Below are 16,235 nucleotides of genomic sequence, written 5' to 3'. Positions count from 1 at the left end.
CGTGATCGACGAGCGGACCATGGAGCGCGTGGAGGCCCTTTCCGGGTTGAGCTTGTCCCCGGAGGAGCGGCGGCATCTGCGGGCCGACCTCTCCCGGATCCTCGACTACTTCCAAAAGCTCCAGGAGCTCCCCACCGAGGACGTGCCTCCGTTCACCCCGCTGCCGGGCCAGGTCAACGCGTGGCGGGAAGACGAGCCCCGGGCCTCGGTGTCCCCGGAGGAGGCCATGGCGAACGCGCCGGCGGCCCGCGACGGGTACTTCTTCGTCCCCCCGGTGTTCGAGGGCTGACGGCGATGGAGAACCCGGTCCGAACGGGATCTCGGTGGATTGTGCGCCGGGCCCGCTGGGTGCGCCTCGATCGGAACGCGCTCGACGCCCTGGCGGGGTGGCTGGTCGATCTCCCGCTCTCCACCTGGGAGGGCCGCTACCACTTCCGCGGGGCAGAGGAGCTCTCCCTGCGCTACCTCCTCGTCCTGGACGCATTGAACTTTTGTTTCTGGCCGAACAAGGCGTGGTCCGTGGCCGGGCCCGCTGGGGAACGGCTCACCGGGTACTTCGCCCTGGCCTATGCCCTGCGTCGGGCCGCGGAAGGGGACCCGGAGTTCTTTGAGCCCGAGAACATGGCCGCGCTCGACGTGGACGGGCTGCGCCGCATCCTGGGGGACATCGCCCTCCTTCCCCTGCGGGCGCGGGTCGTACGGGAGGTCGGGGAGGCGCTGCTCCGGTTTGGTTCCGCGCGGGCGTTTTTCGCCGCCGCCCGGGGCTCCTGCCGGCGCCTGGTGGAGCTTCTCACCGCCCACCTCCCCTCGTTCCGCGACGCCGCCGAGTACCGCGGCCGCGCGGTGTTCTTCCACAAGCGGGCCCAGATCCTGTGCGCGGACCTCGCCGGGGCGTTCGCCGGGGAGGGCCCAGGAAGGCTCACGGACCTCGATTGGCTCACGGCGTTCGCCGACTACAAGCTTCCCCAGATCCTCCGCGCAGAAGGGGCGCTTGCCCTTCACCCCGCGCTGGCCCAGCGCCTCGACCGGATGGAACCGATCCCGGCCGGGTCCCCACCGGAGGTGGAGCTGCGGGCGGCGACGGTGGTCGCGGTGGAGGAGCTCACTGCAGCCCTGGAACGCCGCGGCCGGCCGCTCAGGGCGTTCGAGGTGGATTGGCTCCTGTGGCACCTAAGCCAGCGCCAGCTGCCGGTCCCCCACCACCGCACCCTCACCGTGTTCTACTAGCCCATGTCCTCGTTCCGGATCCTGGCCGAGGTCCCGGGGACGGAGGCCCGCCTTGGCGAGCTCTTCACCCCCCACGGCGTGGTTCAGACCCCGGCATTCGTGGCCGTGGCCACCCGGGGCACGGTGAAGGCCCTTGCGGTCCAAGACCTGGAGGCGATCGGGGTGGAGGTGCTGATCGCCAACACCTACCACCTGGCCCTGCGCCCAGGCGCGGAGGCGATCGGGGCCCTTGGGGGGCTGCACGGGTTCACCGGCTGGCAAGGCCCCTGGTTCACGGACTCCGGCGGGTTCCAGGTGTTCAGCCTCGGGGCAGGCAAGGTCCACGGGGTGGGGAAGATCGCGCCCATCTTCCCCGGCGCGGCGCCCATCCGGCCGATGGGGGAATCCCTCGTCCGGCTCACCGAGGATGGGGTCCGGTTCCGGTCGGTGATCGACGGGTCGTGGATCTTCTTCAGCCCGGAGGAGGTGATCCTCCTCGAACGGCTCCTCGGGGCGGATGTGATCTTGCCCTTGGACGAGTGCACCTCTCCGTTCCACGACCGTGCGTACACCAAGGCGGCGATGGACCGGACCCACCGCTGGGCGGAGCGGGCCCTGCGTGCGTTCGAAGGGACGCAGGGGCTTGGCCCCAATCCGGATCAGGCCCTATGGGGGATCGTCCAGGGCGGGGCGTACGAGGACCTGCGCCGGGCGTCGGCGCGAACCATCGCCAGCATGGGGTTCCCCGGGTTCGCGATCGGCGGGTCGTTGGGCCGGTCCAAGGAGGACATGCACCGGGTGCTCGAGTGGACGGTGGCCGAGCTCCCCCGGGACCGTCCCTGCCACCTCCTCGGGATCGGGGCGGTGGAGGACATCCTGGTCGCGGTGAGCTTGGGGGTGGACACGTTCGACTGCGCTGCCCCGACGCGTCTGGCACGGAACGGAGTTCTGCTTGGGTTTGGGGAGCCCAGGTTTCGTCTTTCCATCAAGACAGGGAGGCTCCGCCGCGACGATCGGCCCATCGAGGAGGGGTGCGACTGCCTCACGTGCCGACGGTACCCCCGGGCGTTCCTGCATCACCTCTTTCGGTCCGGAGAGCTCTCCTACTACCGGCTGGCCACGGTGCACAACCTGCGGTTCATGGTCCGGCTGATGGACCGGATCCGGACTGTCCTAACCAGGGGGGCTGTGCCCGACCTCGACCTCGTTCGCGAGCCGCCGCACGGTTAGAGCACCACAAACCCGGCCACGGCTGTGACCAGGAGGGCAACCACGCTCGGCGGCAGCAGCCGTTGCCAGGTGGCCCCGAGGGTGGTCCCGGCATGCGCCGCGGACACGGTGAGGCACGGGTGGAGCGGGGACAAGAGGTACCCTAAGTACGAGGCGAAATAGGTCACGGCGAACGCCCACGGCCCCATCAGGCCGTAGCTCGCGGTGTAGATGGGGATCACGATGGAGGTGGCCGCTTGCTGCCGCCCGGTGGCGAACCCAAGCAGCCATCCGATCCCCAGGCACAGCACCTGGGGCGGGAGGTGCAACCCAGAGATGAGCCCCGGCATCCCGGAGCGCTGGAAGGCCGCGAGGTACGCGAACATCCCTGCCACGATCAGGCCGAACCGCCACGGCTTCCCCCGGCGGGCCAGGTGGACCACGTCCCACACCGTGAGCTTGCCCCACGCGGCGAGAGCCAGGCTCGCGGTCACCCCAGCCAACGTGGCCAGCTCCGGCACCGGGAGGTGGGCCGCCCGCTTGAGGAGGAGGTCCAGGGCCGGGGCGGCGAGGAGGATCGCGAGCGGGGCGAGGAGCGCGGCTGGGGATCGTGGCCCGCTTGGGTCCAGACGACCGGACACCGGGCGCAGGAGCCAGATGTAGCCCAGGGCTGCGGACAGGACGAGGGCTGGGAGCTGGTAGGGGAGCACCGTCCACACATCGAGGCCAGCCAACTTGGCCGCGGTGATGAGGGAGGCGGAGATCGGGTACACGAACAGCATCGCGTGCCGAAACCACACGTTGGCCGCGGCCCGCACCTCTGCTGTCGCCCCACCGGTCCGCTCCAGCAGGGGCGAAGAGAGGAGCGCCCCACCGGGCATGGGGAGCATCCCCAGGAGGGCAGGAGCCAGGGCGAACACGGCCCGCCGCCCCACTCCCAGGTTCTCTACCAGGGCATCCATGCGCCCGGTCCGCTCCATCGCCGCCCCGATCAGGGGCATCACGCTCACCGCCAGCCCGAGCAGGAGCACCCCGGGGTCGGTCAGCACCGCGGCCAGGGTCGGGATCACCTCCCGAAGGGGAAGGGTGAACACGCCCAGGATGGCCGCCCCGACCGCCATCGCCCCCCACAGGCTCCACCGCGCCAGGCCGAGGAGGGCGGCCAAGGACAGGGCGAACCCGGCCCAGATCAGCGCGGACATCGGGCGTTCACGTCCAGCGGCCGTCCTTGTTCGAGGTTCGCGGCCGACGAACCCCCGGGGCGGACCCCGCCCTCAGGGGGCGAGGTAGGGCAGGTTCTCGGGCAAGAAGTACGCGTCCGGGATCTCCGCTTCCGACCGTTCTTGGATCTCCACGACGGCGCGGGTCTTCTCCGTCCGGTCCTCCACCACCAGCCGGCTCGGGCGGAGGCCAAGGGCGTCCTCCACCAGGTCCTCGGCGAAAAGGACCCGGGCCAACGCCCCGTTCCGGTCGTAGAACTCCACCTTAAGCACCAGGTACGCGTCCTTGTGGACCCACAGGCGAATCCGCGCCCACTCCGCCTTGGCCCCCTTGGGGGTGAGGGCGAGGACCCAGGTCGGGTGCCCACCGACCGCCTCCTCCCCCACCAGCTGGGGGGTGTAGTCCTCCCGGTAGCTGAACCCTTGGGCCACGTCGTCGTAGGTGATGCCGCTTCCGGAGATGAACTCCCCTTTCCGCTCCTCCTCGCCCACGAGCTCCTTGACGAGCTCCAACGCCGGCAGCCACAGCCACATCCGGGCCATCCCTTCCTCCGGGATGTGGGCGAGGTACATCGTCCCGGCCACCGCCTCCGGGGCCGCGTACAGGAGCAGGGTCTTGGTGAGACCATCCGGGTATTCCTTGGCCCACACCCGGAACGCGTAGTCCACCGGGGCCTGGCCGGGCTCCTCGATGGTCACCGCGAGCGCCCCGTACAGGTTGCCCCTCCCCGTGCCGAAGAAACCCTGGTCCTCCACCTTGGCCAGGATGTCGTCGGCCGTGATCCCCTGGCCGAGCGCCAAGAGCGGCACCGCCAACATCGCCAGCGCCAACAGCGCTTCAGTCCCGTGCTTCATCGCGCACCTCCTTCGTTTCATCGGTGGGCGGATCTGCCCCCGCCATCTGCACGCGGTATCCCCGCCCGGTTCGCACCAGGCGCACCCGCGGCAGGAGCCACGCCGGGCGCACCCAGCCCAGGGCCGCCGGGAGGATGAACAACGCCCCCACCAGGCTGGTGAGCATGGTGACCGTGATCAGCCAACCGAAGGTGACCAGCGCCCCGAAGTTGGAGAGGAGCATCACGAGGAAGCCCAGGGTCAAGGTGGCTGCGTTCACCAGGATCCCCCGTCCGGAGGTGCGGAACGTCTCCGCCAACGCCTCCTCGTGGCCGCGGCCGGCGGCCCGCTCCCGTCGGTAGCGGGACAGGAAATGGACCGCGTAGTCCACCCCGATCCCCACCGACAGGCTCGCGATCATCACCGTGGCCATGTCCAGGTACGCCCCAGCGTAGCCCATGATCCCGAAGTTCCCGGCGATGGACACCACGAGGGGGATCAGGGACAGGAGCCCGGCCCCGAGCGACGCCATGAGTACGGCGACGATCGCCCCCACCGCCCCCAGGCTGGCCCCCAGGCTGACGACCTGGGACTGGATGAGCTTCTTCGACAGTTGGATGTACAGGCTGGGCGATCCGGTCAGGTAGTAGGAGAGCACGCCCGACGGCATCTCCCTCCCCACGAACCCGTCCACCGCCCGGGTGAGCTCGGCGAACCCCTCCAGGCCCACCGAACGGACCCGGGCGGTGATCCGGCCCTTCCCGAAATCCCGGGTGGCCATGCTCCGGGTTACCTCGCCCCCGCCCATCTCGTAGAGGAGCAGCACCTGGGCCACGGCCTTGGCGTTCTCGGGGACCGCGTAGTACGCGGGATCATCCCCGCGCAGGGTGAAGTACGTCTCCTTCACCAGGTCGGCGAGCGACGAGGTGCTCCCCACCTCCGGGCGCCCCTCGAGGAAACCTTGCAGGCGGTCCATGAACCGCAGCACCTCCGGGTCCTTGAGCCCGTCCCGGCGGCCGGTGTCGATGACCACGGAGAGCTCTTGGCTTCCCCCGAATCGGTCCTCGACGAAGTTGAGGCCCCGGACCACCGGGGAGTTGGCGCGAAAGTACTTGGTCACGTCGGATTCCACCTTGAGGAGCGGGACCCCGGCCAGGAAGGCGCTCAATACCAGCGCCGCGGCGACCACCGTCCACACCGGCCGCCGGGCGAGGAACGCCGCCCCACGGGCCGCGGCCCGGTCCAGCCACGGACGGGTCCCTTTCCGGCGCGGTTTGGGCGAGGGCAGCAGGGCGAGGACGGCTGGGATCAGGGTGATCGTTAGCACGAACGCGACCATCACCCCGAACGCCGAGAACAGTCCGAACTCCTTGGTTGGGTTCAGGAACGAAGAGAGCAGGGTGAGAAACCCGGCCGCGGTGGTCAGGGCCGCCCCGAGCACCGGGATGAACATGTCCTCCACCGTCGCCGCCACCCGTTCCCGGCGGTCCCCACCCCACCCGGTCCGTTGGCTGTAGTCGTTGACCACGTGGATGCCGTACGCCGACCCCACCGCCACCAGCAGCACCGGCAGGAACGTGGAGATCATGGTCAGCTTCGTCCCGGTCATGGCGAGGAGGCCGAGGGTCCAGATCACCGCCACCAGCACCACCGCCAGCGGTAGCACCACCCCCCGCACGGTGCGGAAGCTCACGAACAGCACGGCCACCACCACCGCGATCACCACTGGGAGGAGGAACCCCAGGTCCCGGCGCATGTACCGGTTCACGTACACGAGGAACGCGGCGTCGCCGGCGATGTAGAACCGCTCAGGACCTGCATACCGGGTCTCGATCTCCTCCAGCTTGGCCAGGACTTGGGCCATCACGTCCTCCCGGTCCTCCACCTCCGGCCGGAGCTTGAGCACGAGCACCGCCCCCGAGCCGTCGGCCAAGACCAGGGAATCTCGGATCTGCCGTTCCCCCAGGGCCTTCTCGCGGAACAGGGCCACGTCCTCCTCGGTGGCGGGCGGCCCGGGGAGGATGGTGTGGACCCGGATCGTGGTGGCCGTGCCCTCCACGATCTTGACGTTGGCCGGGGAGATGACCTCCTCGAGCAGCCCTTCGTCCACAAGCGAGCGGAGCTCGTCGGTGATCGCGTAGAGCTTGGTCAGGGAGGGGAGGTTGAAGATCGTGTCCCCCTCCGCGGCGGCCATGGCGAACATGAACAGGGACCCGGCACCGAACAGGTCCCGGGTCCGTTCGTACTGGGCCACCACCGGGTCCTCTGCGGGGAGCATCCTCGAGTAGTCGGCCTGGAACCCGAGCCGCGGCAGGAATGCGGCGAAGGCCAGGGTCACGGCGCCGATGCCCACGAGCACCCACGCCGGGTGCTGGACGATCCCCCGCACGAGGCGCTTCAGCACCTACATCCCTCCGTGCAGTACCCCGAAGTGCTGGAGGTAGCCGGACAAGAGGAAGGGCCAAAGGTCATCCCCCGGGCCACGGACCTCGCGGCGGCCGGCAAACGCCTGGTGGACCCCTTGGGCCAGGCCGTGGTAGGGCCGTTGCAGGGGCTCCGGGAGGTACTGCACTGGGCCCGGAGCGCACAACCATGCGAATCGGCTGTGCGCGGGGAGGACGAGCACGAAGTGGAACGGCTCCCCCTGCCAGGGCTCGGTGGGAAGCTTCAGCATCGCCTGGACCTGGAACACGCCGCTTGCGCGCAGGCCGCGGGCGAGGGCTTCCAGCCGCACCGATTCCTCCAAGGTCTTGGTCTCGTCCACGATGAGGAGCCGTACCTGCTCCCCGGCCGCGGCCGCCCCGATCAGCACCAGCGCCACTGCCAACGCCGCCAGTCTACGCATCACCCCTCCCTTCCGGCCGAAGGGCCCGCCAGGACATGTCCGCCAGCTCCGCCGGCCCCACCTCGAGCAACTCCCGGGCCGCCTCGTCGTCGGCGAGCGCCCGCCCGGTCACCGCCTCCACCAAGCCCAACAGGGCGTAGGCGGTGAGCAGGGGGTGGGCGCGCCGGATCTGGCCGGCCTCCATCCCTTCCTCCAGGAACTTGGCGATGTACGCCGCGTACTCCTCGCGCAGGGCCTGGACCTGGGCCCGCAGGGCGGGCGTCTCCGGGGCCCACGCCCGGCTGAGGAGCTGGACGGACTCCTTATGGCCGGCGAGGGTGGCGAAGTGCAGCTCCACCACCCGGCGGATGATCTCCGAGGCTGGAAGCCCCTGTTCCCACAGGGCCCGGGCCTCCTGGAGGCGGCGCTCGTACTCCTGGCGCAGCACGGCGAGGAAGATCTCGTCCTTGGACGCGAAGTAGTGGTAGATGGCGCCGATGGACACCCCGGCGGCACGGGCGATGGCGCGCATTCCGGTGGCGTGGAAGCCCTGTTCGGCGAACAGGCGCTTGCCCGCTTCCACGATCCGCTCGGCCAACACGGCTGTGCTCATAACGAACGTTCGTTCGATAGCTTACCGCCCCCGGCTCAAGCGGTCAAGGGGCGGTGTAGCCGCAGCGAAGGCACCGCCAGGTGATCTCGCCGGTGAGGAGGTTCCAGCGCACCGGGACGAGCGGCCCCTCCCCGCAGCGGGGGCAGGTGAGGGCGGCAAGGCTAGCCCGCACCTCCATCCCCCCGGGGCTGGCCTCCACCGCGAGAGGCCCGGGGATCACCGCCGTCATCGGCTGAACGAGTTCCACCGCCAGGGGCTCGGGCAGCACCACCTCCACCCGCATCACGCTCACCCCCACCGGCTCCTTGAGGGCCACTTCACCCCCAAACTGCACGGGGATCCCCCGCTCGGCCAGGCCAAAAAGGACCCAGAATATGGCCCCAAGGAGCCCGGCGATTACAACTAGGAACGCTATCAAAAACCACCTCTCCACCGCTCACCCCCTAAAAAATGCGCCCGGGAGGACTTGAACCCCCAACCCTCGGCTCCGAAGGCCGATGCTCTGGTCCTATTGAGCTACGGGCGCAATCCGTGACCCATTATCCGTGAACCGTGATTGCACAAACAACGGATTAACCCGTCACGGATAACGGTTCACGGAGCTGGGAGGAGCGACGGGATTTGAACCCGCGACCGCCGCGGCCACAGCGCGGTGCTCTACCACTGAGCTACGCTCCCCATAAGACACCCCACAAGATCTTACGATCTTGTGGAACCCCGTCCAAACCTCGGCAAGCCCCCGCAAGACCCTTCGGTCCCGTGGGGATTCGTCACAACCGGCGAACTCCACCCCACGAACCGCCTTGTCCTGGCGCGCCCGGGAGGACTCGAACCTCCGGCCTGCGGCTTAGAAGGCCGCCGCTCTGATCCAACTGAGCCACGGGCGCCAAGGCCCGTTATCCGTGAACCGCGAAACTACCCCAAATCGGATCACGGTTTACGGTCCCTGGAGCGGGTAGCGGGAATCGAACCCGCGTCGCTGGCTTGGAAGGCCAGCGCTCTGCCATTGAGCTATACCCGCGCGCTTCCTCCCCCTGGGTTTAGATCCGGTTCGCTTGGGGATTCTATGCATCACAGCCTCCCTCGTCAACGGCAACGACGGCGTGGGATGGGCTGGGGCTCAGACCACGAACAGGAGGAACCGCAGCACCTCCAGGTAATCATCGGTTTCGAACTCCACACGGTGTGAGCCTTGCAACCGCGCCCCGGGGTAGAACCCGGCCCGGTAGGCCTTGGTGTGGTCCTTGTACCCGATCTCCACCACAAATCGCGGCGGCAGGGGAAGGCGGCATTGGTCAAGCGCGCCCTCCAGAGCGCGCCGAACCCCGTCCTGGATTTCCTGCACCGCCCGCTTGGGGTGGATGCTCACCGTGGACTGGCCCACGCCCCACTTCACCGCCAGGGTGGGGATGCGTGGGTTCACGCCCCGGACCTCCTCGCACAGGCCGGCGTCCCCGGACACGAACGCCACCGCTACCCCCCGCAGCGCCGCCGCATATCCGTGGAGGAGGAACTCCGAGGCGTACAGGTCGTTGATCCGGATGTAGGCCACACCACCGGACATGGTGTGGGCAAGCGGGCTCGCCGCCGAACCGGCCCGGGCATGGTAGCCGATCATGACCAGGGCAGCGAACGTCTCGTCCAGCTCCTGCACCATAGAGAACGGATGGCCGCTCCACCCCCGGACGAGCTTGACCTCCGGGGGGAGCTTGCCGGGGATCAGGTTCCGCCCCGTATCGTGGGCGTCCTTGACCCAGATCTCCGTGGCCCCGGCCTCCTTGGCCCCCTCACAGGCGGCGGCCACCTCGGCCGTCATCTGCTCCTGAGCGAGGCCGTAGTCGGGCTTGCTCCGCTCGGTCTCGTCCCAGTGGGTTACCCCGGTCACGCCCTCGATGTCGGCGCTGATGTACACCTTCATCGCCCACCCCCAAGGGAATCTCAATGGCAACACAAAAGGGCCCATCTTGGGCCCCACCTGGTCGGAGAGGGCGGATTCGAACCGCCGACCTCATGGTCCCGAACCATGCGCGCTGACCAGGCTGCGCTACTCTCCGACCTACACCTCTATTGTATCAAGAGGAACAGGGTCCGTCCCTCCCGCTGCACGGTGAGCAGCACCCCCGACTCGGGCAGATCGGCCACGATTCGGTTCCAGTCCTCCACCGATTTCACCGGCCGCCGGTCTACCTCCACGATCACGTCCCCGGCTCTGACCCCGGCCACGTGGCCTGGGGATCCGGGAGCCACCGCGGTCACGATGACCCCGCCCGCGACCTGGGTGAGGCCGAACTGTCTGGCCACGTCCGGGGTGATGTCGTGAACCGTCAGCCCGAACTTGGGCGCCCCGGGAGCCGGGCTGGGCGGGGATACCGTCCCCTCATCCGGCCGCGCCCCCAGGGTCACGGTGAGGGTCAGGGACCGGCCATCCCGCACGAGCCCGATCTCCACCGTCTCCCCGACTCGGCGGTACATGATCTCCGCCTGCAGGGCAGCGGCGGACCCCACTTTACGCCCAGCCACGGACACGATCACGTCCCCGCGCCGGATCCCAGCCGCCTCCGCCGGGGAACCGGAGACGACATCCGCTACCAGCACCCCCTGTCCGGAGGCCACGCCGAACTGGCGCTCCATGCCCGGGATCAGGTCCTGGATGTACACCCCAAGCCAGGCCCGGGTCACCTTGCCCTCCCCGATCATCCGGGCGAGCACCTGCTTGATCTCGTTGATCGGCACCGCGAAGTTGATCCCCTCCACCGCCACCCCGCTCTCGGTGCTGCGGGCGATGACGGTGTTCATCCCCACCACCTCGCCGTACGCGTTCACCAGGGGGCCCCCGGAGTTGCCGGGGTTGATGGCGGCGTCGGTCTGGATCATGCGCCGGTAGTACCCGGACCCGTCGGGCCGGGGCACGTCCCGGTTAAGGGCGGAGACAATGCCCAGGGTCACCGTGTGCGAGAACCCCAAGGGGTTCCCAATGGCGATCACCCAATCCCCGATCTCCAGGGCGTCGGAGTCCCCGAGCGGGGCGGCGGGCAGGTCCGCGGCGTCCTCCACGGCGATCACCGCCAGGTCCAACCAACTGTCCGTGCCCACCACCTTCGCCGGGAGGATCTTCCCGGTCTGGGCGCTCACCCGGATCGAGTCCGCCCCTTCCACCACGTGGGCGTTGGTCAGGACGTAGCGCTTCCCCCCGTGCTCCACCACGAACCCCGACCCGAGCGAGGTCACCTCGCGCCCCCCGAGAGGGGGTACGTCGAAGAAGCGCCGGAAGAACGGATCTTGGAAGATCTGGTCCCACCAACTCGTGACCCTTTTCGCGGCCTCGATCTTCACCACCGCCGGGGCGACCCGGGCGATGGCCGCCTTGACCGCCGCCTGGCCGGAGGCGGTGATCGCCTCTTGAACGTTCTGACCCAGGGCGAGCACCGCCACCACGAGCATCAACGCCGAAACGGCTGTGACCTTCCTCATGCGCGCTTCACCTCCTGAACTGGGTACCACCCTAGCACGTCCGGTTTGCAGGGAGCGTGCAGCCCCGGTGGAGATCCGGTGGAGGGAACCCACGTTCACCTTCTATGATACCCGGCGATGGTGGAAGACGTCCGGGCGATCGCTCTCCTCTCCGGCGGGCTGGATTCGGCGCTGGCGGCGGCCCTCACCCTGCGCCTCGGGTTCGGGGTGGTAGGGGTGAACCTGGCCACGGGGTTCTGTATCGGCCAGGGCCGGTGCGACACCGTGCTCGCCACCGGACAGGCGCTCGGCATCCCGGTCCGGCTCCTCGATGTGTCCCGCGAGTACCTGGACGTGGTCCGCCATCCCCGGCACGGCTATGGTTCGGGGATGAACCCGTGTATCGATTGCCGCATCTTCATGGTGCGGAAGGCGGGCGAGGTCATGGCCGCGGAGGGGGCGGCGTTCGTGGTCACCGGAGAGGTCCTTGGGCAGCGCCCGATGTCCCAGCACCGGCGGGCCCTCGAGCTCGTGGCCGAGGAGTCAGGGCTGGGCGATCGTGTCGTGCGTCCTCTCTCTGGCCGCCTTCTCCCGGCCACTTACCCCGAAAGGCAAGGCTGGGTGCGGCGCGATGATTGGCTGGACATCCAGGGCCGCTCCCGGCGGCGGCAACTGGCGTTGGCCCAAGCGTGGGGGATCCACCACTTCCTCCAGCCGTCCGGGGGGTGCTGCCTCCTCCTTGAGAAGGCGTATGCGGCCCGGTTGCGGGATGCGTCCCGGGCTCGTGGTCTCGCCGCCCTGGACGAGCGCGATTTCGCCCTCCTCCGGTACGGCCGGCACTTCCGCATCTCGCCCACGGCCAAGGTCATCGTGAGCCGGGACGAGACTGAAAACGTGATCCTGAACGGATTTTCATCCGGACGGTGGACGGTCATGTTCCCCGACGTGCCCGGCCCCCTGGCGCTGGTCGAGGGAACGCCGACCGAGGAGGAGCTTGGCCTCGCCGTGCAACTGGCCGCCCGGTACAGCGATGCCCGCCCCGGGGAGCCGGTGCGGGCGGTGCTGGCCCACGTCGGGGGGACGTGCGAACTCACCGTGGTTCCGTTGCCCAAGGACGACCCACGGCTGGTCACGTGGAAGATCGGCGAATGAGGGCCAAGGCCTCGGCCCGGGCCGCAGGATCGGTGCGGAAGATCCCGCGGATGGCGGAGGTGGCGAGCACGCTTCCTTGAGCCCGCGCCTCGCGCAGGGTCAGGCACAGGTGCTCCGCTTCGACGTACACGAGGACCCCGTGGGCGTGGAGCTTCTCCATCAGGGCATCGGCGACCTCGGACGTAAGCCGCTCCTGGAGCTGCGGCCGGGCCGCGGCCACCTCGAGCACCCGGGCGAGCTTCCCCGCCCCCACGATCCGCCCGCCCTTGGGCAAGTAGGCGATGCTGGCCCGGCCCAGGAACGGCAGCAGGTGGTGTTCGCACAGGGAGTGGAACGGGATGTCCCGCAGGACCACCATCTCGTCGTAGGGCTCCTGGAGGAGGACCTCGATCTCCGTCGCCGGGTCCTTTCCCAGCCCGGCGCACAGCTCGACGAGCATCTCCGCCACCCGGCGCGGGGTATGGGCGCGCATCTCCGGGGAGAGCAACTCCTCCCCCAGGCCTTCCAGGATCAGCCGGACCCCGGCCTCGATCTTAGCTAGGTCCACGCTCCACCCCCTACACTCCCGGGACGAACCGGGCCACGAAGTGCCTGAGCGGCCCCCCGCCCTCCACCAGGCGCAGGCCGCGGATCGCTCGGGCCCCCTCCCGAATCCGCGCGAACGCCTCCACCACCGCCTGGAGGTGCTCCTGGGTGTAGACCCGCCGGGGCACTGCCAACCGCACGAGCTCCAGCTTCGCGCTCTCCCCGAGCATGGCCGACCCCACCTCCACCGCCCGCACCCCGCCCTCAAGGTAGAGGGCGCACACCAGGGCTTGGCCGGGGAACGCATCCTTGGGGATGTGCGGGAGGAAGCGGGCAGCGTCCACGTACACCGCGTGTCCGCCCGGCGGCCAGTACACCGGGATCCCGATCTCCCGCAGGCGCTCGGCGAGCCACCGCACTTGAGCCACCCGGTCCCGGAGGTACCCCAAATCCAGGGCCTCCCGGAGGCCCACGGCCAAGGCCGCGAGATCCCGGCCAGCGAGGCCTCCATAAGTGGGAAAGCCCTCCACCAGGATCAGCCGCTCGGCGCACCGGGCGTAGAGCTCAGGGTCGCGGAGGGCGATGAACCCCCCGATGTTCCCGAGCCCGTCCTTCTTGGCGGACATAAGGCACCCGTCGGCCAGGGAGAAGACCTCCCGGGCGATCTCCTTGGGCGTCTTGTCTTGGTACCCCGGCTCCCGCTCCCAGATGAAGTAGGCGTTCTCGGCATGGCGGGCGGCGTCCAGGATGAGGGAGATCCCATAAGAATGGGCGAGCTCCGCGACCGCCCGCACGTTGGCCAGAGACACGGGTTGCCCGGCGAGGGTGTTGTTGGTGAGGGTAAGCATGAGGAAGGGAATCCGGCCCGGGGGGTCACGGAGTAGCTTGCGCAGAGCCTCTACGTCCATGTCACCCTTGAAGGGGTGGTCCAGGTCGGGGTCGAGGCCCTCGGAGGTGGGGAGGTCGAGGGGCCGGCCGCCCAGGGCCAGGATGTTGGCCCGGGTGGTGTCGAAGTGGGTGTTGTTGGGGACCACATCGCCCGGTTTGAGGACGACCGAGAAGAACGCGTGCTCCGCGGCCCGGCCCTGGTGGGTGGGGAGGACGTAGGGCATCCCGGTGATGTCCTGGACCGTTTGCTGGAACTGGACGAACGAGCGGCTCCCGGCGTAGGCCTCGTCCCCCTCCATCAGCGCCGCCCATTGGGCTTGAGACATTGCCCCGGTGCCGGAGTCGGTGAGGAGGTCCACGTACACGTCGGAGCTGGCAAGGTGGAACACGTTGTGCCCTGCTTCCTCGAGCTTCTTCTCCCGTTCCTCCCGCGGGAGGAGGCGGATCGGCTCCACTACCTTGATCTTGTACGGTTTAGGCCAGAAGCCTCCGTCCACGGTTCGCTCCCTTCTCGATCAGAGGCCGAAGTAGAAGTGGATCCCGGTGCCGAACGCCATCCCCCATCCGCCATCCCGTGCCCAGGTCAAACCGAACTCGGTGTTCAGGGCCAGGGACGGGGCGAACGGGAGGGCGAGCTCGATCCCCCCGCACAGGTGGGCGAGGAAGTTCTCGTCCGGGAACAGGAGCGACGCCCCACCGGCCACGTAGAAGCTCGCCGACTCGGTGGCCGCTGCCCGGGCCAGGGCCCGGGCAGCGGCCATCCCGTACGGCTGCCCGTCGAACGTGATCAGGAACAGATCTCCCTCGAAGCCGCGGTCCGGTGTGGCCCAGTAACGAACCGAGATCCCGAACACCGCGGGCAGGGTGGACTGCATTCCCACCCCCAAGCTGGGACGGGCTACTGGGGCCTGGGCCATGGCCGCGAACGTGACCAGAACCACCATTCCCCACAGCACAGCACGCTTGCGCATGGTTCCCTCCTCGGCCCATTGTAGCCCATGGGCAAAGGGGGCGTTGCGGCCGGCTCCGCGCCGGAGGCGTGGGGTTTCATGTTTGACGGCGGGTGGGCGCTACGGGTATGCTGCGCAACATGGGCGGGGAACCGGTTGCGGATGTGGAAATACTGGCCGAGGCATGGCGCCGTGGCGGCGCGGCCCGGCAGCGCCTCATCGTCCAGCTTGCGGATGAAGGGGCGGTGGCCTGGGCCGACCGGCTGACCGCCGGCCCGGCCGAGGCCCGGCGTCTGGCTGCCGCCGTGCTCGCCCACGCCCCTCAGCCGGACCAGGCGGTGGACCGCCTGCGCACCCTGGCGAGCGACAAGGATCGGTTCGTGCGGGAGACGGCGGTGCACGCCCTGGGGGCGCTTCTTGCCCAGCGGTTTGCCGAGGTCTATCCCCTCTTCGGGACGTGGCGGGGCGACCCCGACCCGCTGGTGCGGCGGGCGGTGGTCCTGGCCGCGGCGGCGGCGGCGGATCCGGTGCGCCTGGACTGGGCGGGCCCGCTCCTCAAGCTGCTCGAACCGCTGCTTTCGGACCGGACCCCGGAGGTGCGCAACGCCCTCGGCCCAGGGGTGTTGGCCCATACGTTCTTCCCCGTGTACCCGGACGACACGTTCGAACAGCTCACGTATTGGTCGGCGTCCCATGACGAGCAGGTCCTCTGGCACGTGGCGATGGCCATGACCGGCCCTGGGGTGGAGGCGCGGGCGCGTAAGGCGTTGATCCTGCTTCGGCGGTTGAGCTTGGACGAGCGGCGGTACGTGCGCGGGGCGGTGGTGCGGGCGCTGGCCCGGCTCGGCCAGGCGTGTCCGGATCCGACCGCGAGCGAGCTCAGGCGGTGGCTCGACGATGAGGACCGGGCCCCGGTGGCCCGGGAGGCGTTGCGCTACCTGTAGGGCAGAGCGAAGCCGCGTTCGAGACCGCAGGAGATCGTTGACCCCCACGTGCCCTAGCCGGGCTACCGTTGCCCCAAAGTGGGTGTGAGCACGATGCGAACTTCTTGGGCAAACCGTACCCGACGTCCGTAGTGTACTGCACCGGGGGCTTCCCACCCATTCCCGCTCCGTGCAGGCCCTGGTCCCATTCGCAAGCACACGCAATTGACCGCATTTCGACCTACCCATCGCCTGGCAGCGCCGGCGCATGAGCTAGGAGATTGGGTTCACCCATCGTTGGCCCAGATCTTCGCTGAGTTGCCGAGGATCCGGGTTTCCAATGCGCCACCGTGAGCCACAGGGTCCGGCAGTGCGAGCAAGAGGAGGCCAATGTTTGATTGCAGGACTTGACCTTGACAACCGATGCTGGATGAAAAGAGA

Annotated in this window: 16 protein-coding genes and 5 tRNA genes; 5 read left to right on the top strand and 16 right to left on the bottom strand. The window is 69.1% G+C overall.

The window, feature by feature from the left end:
- The first annotated feature begins 1 nt into the window (after nucleotide 1).
- The 3 genes from gatC to tgt are packed head-to-tail and all read left to right on the top strand — an operon-like array spanning nucleotide 2 to nucleotide 2,436.
- Nucleotides 2-289: an Asp-tRNA(Asn)/Glu-tRNA(Gln) amidotransferase subunit GatC gene (gatC, locus tag NUV94_05800; GenBank protein ID MCR4392279.1), complete on the top strand. Its 288-nt coding sequence runs from the start codon at nucleotides 2-4 to the stop codon at nucleotides 287-289.
- 5 nt (nucleotides 290-294) lie between these two features.
- Nucleotides 295-1,227, top strand: coding sequence for a queuosine salvage family protein (locus NUV94_05795; protein MCR4392278.1), 933 nt, complete (start codon nucleotides 295-297; stop codon nucleotides 1,225-1,227).
- 3 nt (nucleotides 1,228-1,230) lie between these two features.
- Nucleotides 1,231-2,436, top strand: a complete 1,206-nt coding sequence (gene tgt, locus NUV94_05790; GenBank protein MCR4392277.1) for a tRNA guanosine(34) transglycosylase Tgt — start codon at nucleotides 1,231-1,233, stop codon at nucleotides 2,434-2,436.
- On the opposite strand, the gene NUV94_05785 is transcribed toward tgt, so the two are convergent.
- From NUV94_05785 to NUV94_05725, 13 genes are all read right to left on the bottom strand, one after another.
- Entirely contained in the window at nucleotides 2,433-3,617 is a 1,185-nt protein-coding gene (locus NUV94_05785) for a DUF401 family protein (protein MCR4392276.1), read from the bottom strand. The two genes, tgt and NUV94_05785, sit on opposite strands and share 4 nt — an antisense overlap.
- A gap of 72 nt (nucleotides 3,618-3,689) precedes the next feature.
- Nucleotides 3,690-4,490, bottom strand: a complete 801-nt coding sequence (locus tag NUV94_05780; protein MCR4392275.1) for an outer membrane lipoprotein-sorting protein — start codon at nucleotides 4,488-4,490, stop codon at nucleotides 3,690-3,692.
- The gene (locus NUV94_05775; protein MCR4392274.1) at nucleotides 4,474-6,873 is read right to left on the bottom strand and encodes an MMPL family transporter; all 2,400 of its coding nucleotides are present in this window, start codon (nucleotides 6,871-6,873) and stop codon (nucleotides 4,474-4,476) included. Before NUV94_05775 ends, NUV94_05780 begins: the two co-directional genes overlap by 17 nt.
- Complete coding sequence (locus tag NUV94_05770; GenBank protein ID MCR4392273.1) at nucleotides 6,874-7,314, bottom strand: hypothetical protein; 441 nt, start codon at nucleotides 7,312-7,314, stop codon at nucleotides 6,874-6,876.
- Nucleotides 7,307-7,906 carry a TetR/AcrR family transcriptional regulator gene (locus tag NUV94_05765; GenBank protein ID MCR4392272.1) on the bottom strand — a complete coding sequence of 200 codons (600 nt, stop codon included), beginning with the start codon at nucleotides 7,904-7,906 and terminating at the stop codon, nucleotides 7,307-7,309. Before NUV94_05765 ends, NUV94_05770 begins: the two co-directional genes overlap by 8 nt.
- 43 nt (nucleotides 7,907-7,949) lie before the next feature.
- Complete coding sequence (locus tag NUV94_05760; GenBank protein ID MCR4392271.1) at nucleotides 7,950-8,339, bottom strand: hypothetical protein; 390 nt, start codon at nucleotides 8,337-8,339, stop codon at nucleotides 7,950-7,952.
- Between the two features lie 18 nt (nucleotides 8,340-8,357).
- Nucleotides 8,358-8,432 (bottom strand) — tRNA-Arg (locus NUV94_05755).
- 77 nt (nucleotides 8,433-8,509) lie between these two features.
- Nucleotides 8,510-8,584 (bottom strand) — tRNA-His (locus NUV94_05750).
- Between the two features lie 131 nt (nucleotides 8,585-8,715).
- A tRNA-Arg gene (locus NUV94_05745) sits at nucleotides 8,716-8,793 on the bottom strand.
- A gap of 60 nt (nucleotides 8,794-8,853) precedes the next feature.
- Nucleotides 8,854-8,927 (bottom strand) — tRNA-Gly (locus NUV94_05740).
- 99 nt (nucleotides 8,928-9,026) lie between these two features.
- Nucleotides 9,027-9,824 carry a M55 family metallopeptidase gene (locus tag NUV94_05735; GenBank protein ID MCR4392270.1) on the bottom strand — a complete coding sequence of 266 codons (798 nt, stop codon included), beginning with the start codon at nucleotides 9,822-9,824 and terminating at the stop codon, nucleotides 9,027-9,029.
- Nucleotides 9,825-9,882: 58 nt separating this feature from the next.
- Nucleotides 9,883-9,960, bottom strand: a tRNA-Pro gene (locus NUV94_05730).
- A 10-nt stretch (nucleotides 9,961-9,970) separates the two neighbouring features.
- Nucleotides 9,971-11,377: a Do family serine endopeptidase gene (locus tag NUV94_05725; GenBank protein MCR4392269.1), complete on the bottom strand. Its 1,407-nt coding sequence runs from the start codon at nucleotides 11,375-11,377 to the stop codon at nucleotides 9,971-9,973.
- A 117-nt stretch (nucleotides 11,378-11,494) separates the two neighbouring features.
- On the opposite strand from NUV94_05725, the gene NUV94_05720 reads away from it, so the two are divergent.
- Complete coding sequence (locus tag NUV94_05720) at nucleotides 11,495-12,508, top strand: hypothetical protein (protein MCR4392268.1); 1,014 nt, start codon at nucleotides 11,495-11,497, stop codon at nucleotides 12,506-12,508.
- Here NUV94_05720 and folE read toward each other — a convergent pair.
- Genes folE through NUV94_05705 form a run of 3 tightly spaced genes read right to left on the bottom strand, consistent with a single transcriptional unit; the run spans nucleotide 12,486 to nucleotide 14,892 of the window.
- On the bottom strand, nucleotides 12,486-13,055 hold the full coding sequence (folE, locus tag NUV94_05715) for a GTP cyclohydrolase I FolE (GenBank protein MCR4392267.1): 570 nt from the start codon (nucleotides 13,053-13,055) through the stop codon (nucleotides 12,486-12,488). The genes NUV94_05720 and folE overlap by 23 nt on opposite strands.
- A 10-nt stretch (nucleotides 13,056-13,065) precedes the next feature.
- A complete protein-coding gene (locus NUV94_05710) occupies nucleotides 13,066-14,418 on the bottom strand; it encodes a tryptophanase (protein ID MCR4392266.1) in 1,353 nt (450 codons plus the stop codon).
- Between the two features lie 18 nt (nucleotides 14,419-14,436).
- Nucleotides 14,437-14,892: a hypothetical protein gene (locus NUV94_05705; protein MCR4392265.1), complete on the bottom strand. Its 456-nt coding sequence runs from the start codon at nucleotides 14,890-14,892 to the stop codon at nucleotides 14,437-14,439.
- Nucleotides 14,893-15,011: 119 nt separating this feature from the next.
- Between NUV94_05705 and NUV94_05700 the strand changes: the two genes are divergently transcribed.
- Nucleotides 15,012-15,815 (top strand): HEAT repeat domain-containing protein, encoded by an 804-nt coding sequence (locus tag NUV94_05700; GenBank protein MCR4392264.1) that lies wholly within the window; start codon nucleotides 15,012-15,014, stop codon nucleotides 15,813-15,815.
- Nucleotides 15,816-16,235: the final 420 nt, after the last annotated feature.

Source organism: Candidatus Acetothermia bacterium (genome assembly GCA_024653305.1).
In the GTDB taxonomy this organism is placed as follows: domain Bacteria; phylum Bipolaricaulota; class Bipolaricaulia; order Bipolaricaulales; family Bipolaricaulaceae; genus JACIWI01.
The sequence above is the reverse complement of the archived record's forward strand: the minus strand, read 5'-3'. Positions and strand labels throughout refer to the sequence as shown.

Excerpts from the sequence above, each read along its gene's own strand:
- NUV94_05765 (MCR4392272.1), bottom strand. The coding sequence starts at position 7,906 with ATGAGCACAGCCGTGTTGGCCGAGCGGATCGTGGAAGCGGGCAAGCGC.
- NUV94_05725 (MCR4392269.1), bottom strand. The coding sequence starts at position 11,377 with ATGAGGAAGGTCACAGCCGTTTCGGCGTTGATGCTCGTGGTGGCGGTG.
- NUV94_05795 (MCR4392278.1), top strand. The coding sequence starts at position 295 with ATGGAGAACCCGGTCCGAACGGGATCTCGGTGGATTGTGCGCCGGGCC.
- NUV94_05735 (MCR4392270.1), bottom strand. The coding sequence starts at position 9,824 with ATGAAGGTGTACATCAGCGCCGACATCGAGGGCGTGACCGGGGTAACC.
- NUV94_05785 (MCR4392276.1), bottom strand. The coding sequence starts at position 3,617 with ATGTCCGCGCTGATCTGGGCCGGGTTCGCCCTGTCCTTGGCCGCCCTC.
- NUV94_05700 (MCR4392264.1), top strand. The coding sequence starts at position 15,012 with ATGGGCGGGGAACCGGTTGCGGATGTGGAAATACTGGCCGAGGCATGG.
- tgt (MCR4392277.1), top strand. The coding sequence starts at position 1,231 with ATGTCCTCGTTCCGGATCCTGGCCGAGGTCCCGGGGACGGAGGCCCGC.
- NUV94_05705 (MCR4392265.1), bottom strand. The coding sequence starts at position 14,892 with ATGCGCAAGCGTGCTGTGCTGTGGGGAATGGTGGTTCTGGTCACGTTC.
- NUV94_05720 (MCR4392268.1), top strand. The coding sequence starts at position 11,495 with ATGGTGGAAGACGTCCGGGCGATCGCTCTCCTCTCCGGCGGGCTGGAT.
- NUV94_05780 (MCR4392275.1), bottom strand. The coding sequence starts at position 4,490 with ATGAAGCACGGGACTGAAGCGCTGTTGGCGCTGGCGATGTTGGCGGTG.
- NUV94_05770 (MCR4392273.1), bottom strand. The coding sequence starts at position 7,314 with ATGCGTAGACTGGCGGCGTTGGCAGTGGCGCTGGTGCTGATCGGGGCG.